The sequence below is a fragment of the Candidatus Krumholzibacteriia bacterium genome (assembly GCA_035268685.1).
Lineage (GTDB): Bacteria > Krumholzibacteriota > Krumholzibacteriia > JAJRXK01 > JAJRXK01 > JAJRXK01.
Genome location: DATFKK010000016.1, coordinates 1 through 4,294, shown reverse-complemented (window position 1 = coordinate 4,294; position 4,294 = coordinate 1). Strand labels below are relative to the sequence as shown.

3 protein-coding genes and 1 tRNA gene are annotated in these 4,294 nt (G+C 69.8%); 2 read left to right on the top strand and 2 right to left on the bottom strand.

The features are described from left to right. Both VKA86_01545 and VKA86_01540 read left to right on the top strand, forming a co-directional pair. On the top strand, positions 1–468 hold a 468-nt coding region (locus tag VKA86_01545; GenBank protein ID HKK69871.1), incomplete at its 5' end, for a hypothetical protein. Continuing rightward, positions 465–3,101, top strand: coding sequence for a protein kinase (locus VKA86_01540; protein ID HKK69870.1), 2,637 nt, complete (start codon positions 465–467; stop codon positions 3,099–3,101). The genes VKA86_01545 and VKA86_01540, both read left to right, overlap by 4 nt. Positions 3,102–3,475: 374 nt before the next feature. Here VKA86_01540 and VKA86_01535 read toward each other — a convergent pair. Both VKA86_01535 and VKA86_01530 read right to left on the bottom strand, forming a co-directional pair. After that, a tRNA-Arg gene (locus VKA86_01535) sits at positions 3,476–3,552 on the bottom strand. 72 nt (positions 3,553–3,624) lie between these two features. After that, positions 3,625–4,152 (bottom strand): adenine phosphoribosyltransferase, encoded by a 528-nt coding sequence (locus tag VKA86_01530; protein ID HKK69869.1) that lies wholly within the window; start codon positions 4,150–4,152, stop codon positions 3,625–3,627. Between the last annotated feature and the right edge of the window lie 142 nt (positions 4,153–4,294).

Sequence of the window (4,294 nt, the reverse complement as noted above, 5' to 3'; positions counted from 1 at the left end):
GACCTCTTCGACCCCCCCACGGGGATGATGACCGCTCCCCGCGCGCCACGACATCCGAGCGGCCTGAACTTCTTCAGCGCGACCGACTGGCATCCCCGCCGGCCCGTCCTCCTGGGGTGGATCGGCGAGACGATCGAGCGTTCGGCTTCGATCTGGACCTACGACGTCGCCGACGAAGCATGGACCGAACTGGTCACCGCCTCCGACGCGCGGGGGTGGCAGTCGATGGACTTCTCCCCCGACGGCGAGACGGTCTACGTCCAGCGTCCCGACGACGCGACCGTCGCCGTCGACCTGGCCGACGCACCGCTGCCGGACCTCTTCGACCCCCGCGCCCGCGTCGTGGCCGAGGACATCCTGGCCTTCGGCATCGACGTGGCACCCGACGGCCGATGGCTGTTGACGGGGACCCGGGAGCAGGCGTCGGAGATCTGGGGCGCCACCCTGGCGAACGGAGACGTCGAGTGATCGGTTCGAAGCTCGCCCACTACGAGATCACCGCCCTGCTCGGCAAGGGCGGCATGGGCGAGGTCTACCGCGCCCGCGACACGAAGCTGCAGCGGGAGGTGGCGATCAAGATCGTCTCGCCGCAGCTCGCCTCCGACCCCGAGCGTCTCGCGCGGTTCGCGCGCGAAGCCCGCACCCTTGCGTCGCTCCACCATCGTCGCATCGCGTCGCTCTTCAGCATCGAGGAGGCCGAGGGACGGACCTTCCTGGTGATGGAACTCGTCGAGGGGATGGATCTGGCCGAACGCCTGGGAACCCACGGAGCCCCGTCCGTCGGTGAGGCCCTCCGGATCGGTCTGCAGATCACCGAGGGTCTTGAGTTCGCGCACGAGAAGGGCGTGGTGCACCGCGACCTCAAACCCGGCAACGTGAAGGTCACGCCCGAAGGCGAGGTGAAGATCCTCGACTTCGGCCTGGCCCGCGCCTACACCGGCGACCCGCTCGACGATCACGACATGTCGACGTCGCCCACCATCACCGCGGCGATGACGACGGCCGGCATGATCCTCGGCACGGCCGCCTACATGTCGCCCGAGCAGGCGAAGGGCAAGCCGGTCGACCGTCGCGCCGACATCTGGTCGTTCGGGGCCGTGCTCTTCGAGATGCTGACGGGCAAACCGGTCTTCGCGGGTGAGACGGCAAGCGAGACGATGGCCGACGTGATGAAGGGCGAGATCCCCTGGGACGCGCTGCCGTCGGACCTTTCGCCCCGTGTGCGTGCACTGCTGCGCCGCTGCCTCGACCGCGACCCGAAGCAGCGTCTGCGCGACATCGGCGAAGCGCGGATCGTGTTGAGCGATCCGGGCCGCGAGGCGCCCGTGATCGCCGAGGCGCCCCGTAGCCGTGCGAGACTTCCGTGGATCGTGGCCCTGCTGGCGGTCGTGGTCGCGGCCGGAGCGTGGTTCGTACCGCGGAACGTCGACGAGGCGGGTGTCGAGACCCTGCGCTTCCGTCTGCGCAACGACTTCGCGGCCAATCTGCGTCAGGGGGACGGGCGCGGCATCGCGATCTCGCCGGACGGCCAGACCGTCGTGTCGATCGGCACCGACGGTGACCGGACCACGCTCTACACCCGTCGACTCGACGACTTCGAATGGTCGCCCCTGCGGGGCACGAACGCCGCGGCCGGCCCCTTCTTCTCGCCCGACGGCCAGTGGATCGGCTTCATGCAGGTGAGCCGCCTGTACAAGATCAACCTCAACGGCGGAGCACCCGTGCTGGTCGCCGAGGGATCGAGCGCGTTCACCGGGGCCACGTGGTCCGACGACGGCTACATCTACACCGTCGGGGGCGGCGACCTCTACCGGATCCCGGCCGAGGGTGGCGAGTTCGAGCTGGTGGTCGACGGCGGAGGCGAAGGCGGCCCCCCGCTGCTGCGCAACCCGTCGGCCGTGCCAGGCCGCGACGCGCTCCTCCTGAACACGGAACAGGGCACCAACGAGGAGTCACGCCTCGTGCTCCTGGACATCCGCACGCGTGAGTTGCGTGAACTCGGCCTGCTCGGGACCAACCCCGCGCTCCTCGGCAACGACGTCCTGATCTTCGGTCAGGCTCGCCAGCTCATGGCGTGTCGATTCGACACCGGCAGCCTGACCCCCGTGGGTACCCCGATTCCCGTTCTGGACCGTACGTGGTTCGAACTCAGCTCCCAGACCCTGCACCTCGACATCGCGGACAACGGGACGATCGCCTACCTGCCCGCCGACGACGCGGATCGCGCGGAGATCCACGTGGTCAGCCGCGACGGCTCCCGGCGTCCCCTGCTGTCGCGTCCTCTGAGCTTCGACTCGGTCGGCGACCCGCGCCTGAGCCCCGACGGGCGCCGTCTCGTCCTCGTGGCCGACGGCTTCCAGGTCTGGAGCATCGACCTCGAGAGCGAGACCGCCTCGCTCGTCAGTCCCAACGGGTTCTACCCGCTGTGGACGGGTGACGGTCGCCACTTGCTGTACGGCACGACCCGCAACCGCAACTACGATCTCATGCGCGTGCCCGCCGACCTCAGCGGACCCGAGACCGCTCTCCTGGACTGGGAGGACAACCTGCGCAGTGCCGCCGTCGCCCCCGACGGGTCGTTCGTCTTCCGGCAGGAGGTCCCCGACAAGGGCATGGACCTCTGGATCTGGCCCGACCTCGGCGACAGCGCGACCATCGCACCGCTCCTGACCGGTCCCGAGGACGAACTCGGGGCGGCCATCTCGCCCGACGGGCGCTGGGTGGCCTACGTGAGCGAGCTCTCCGGCCGCGACGAGATCTACGTGACCTCCTTCCCGCGCGCGGGCGGACGCGTCCAGATCTCCGCCGACGGTGGCACCAGTCCGACCTGGTCCGACGACGGCGACGAGATCTTCTACCAGGACGGCAACGCCATGATCGCCGCGACGATCGACACCGCCGACGGTGTCCGCGTGACCTCGCGCCAGACGCTCTTCGCCGGCGGCTATCTCCAGTACCGCTGGTACCGTCAGTACGAGCTGATGAACACCGACGACGCCGAGGAGTTCATCATGGTCGAGAACCCCTCGCGCGGCGACATCGAGGTCGTCACCGGCTGGGCGGCCGAGGTCCGGGGGAAGCTGGACGCGGCGCGGAGGTGACGTCGAGGGGCGTCGGTGGGTGGTGTTCTCGTGTCACGCGCGCTGGTCACTTCCGCCGCGGAAGTGGCAACCGGCTTTCCCCCGCGGAACATCCCCAGCCGTCACGCGCGCGGACACCGACGCCGTGCGGGGTCGGCCGCCGATCGCAGCCAGGCATCGATCGGCGCGAGCCGGTGGGGCCTCGCCTCGAACGCGAACGTCCGGATCCCGGGCGCGTCGGCCGACGACGGTCGGGTCGGTCCATCCGGAAGCGGGGAATCCGCGTCGAGGGATCCCCGGAACGTAGCTCGCGAAAAGGTGACCCCCAGTGGTCCCCCACGGCCCGACGACCGCGGTTCACCGCACCCCCGACCGCCGTAACCCCTTGGGAAACATGGTGCCCCCGGCAGGACTCGAACCTGCGACACCCGGTTTAGGAAACCGGTGCTCTATCCACCTGAGCTACGGGGGCCCCAGCGGGCCGGAAGGCAACGGAGCCGCGGACACGACCACGGGCACCCGTGCCACGGCGACGAACGAGACCTCAGTCCCCGTCCGCCCCCATCGGCATCAGCACCTCGACGCGACGATCGCCGAGGGCGGCGCGGCCGTCCAGTCCGAGCAGCTCGATCACGAAGAGCAGCGAGACGATCTCGCCGCCGGCCTCCTCCACCAGCTCGGCCGCGGCGCGGGCGGTGCCGCCGGTGGCGAGCAGATCGTCGACGATGACCACGCGGTCGCCCTTCTCGATGGCGTCGGTGTGGAGCTCGAGAGTGGCCTCGCCGTACTCGAGCAGGTAGCTGCGCGACAGCTTGGTGAAGGGCAGCTTGCCGGGCTTGCGCATGGGCACGAAGCCGGCGTCGATCTCGGTGGCCAGCGGCGTGCCGAAGATGAAGCCGCGGCTCTCGATCCCGATCACCTTGTCCACGGGCTGGCCGTCGACGGCGCGTACGAGCTGCTGCACGGATTCGCGCAGCGCGCCGGAGTCGGCGAGCATGGGCGTGATGTCGCGGAAGAGGATCCCGGGGATGGGGAAGTCCGGGATCGACCGGACGTAGGAGCGGAGGTCCACCGCGGCGCTCCATCGTTCGGTCGATCCCGGACTTCCCCATCCCCGGGATCCTCTTCCGCGACATCACGCCCATGCTCGCCGACTCCGGCGCGCTGCGCGAATCCGTGCAGCAGCTCGTACGCGCCGTCGACGGCCAGCCCGT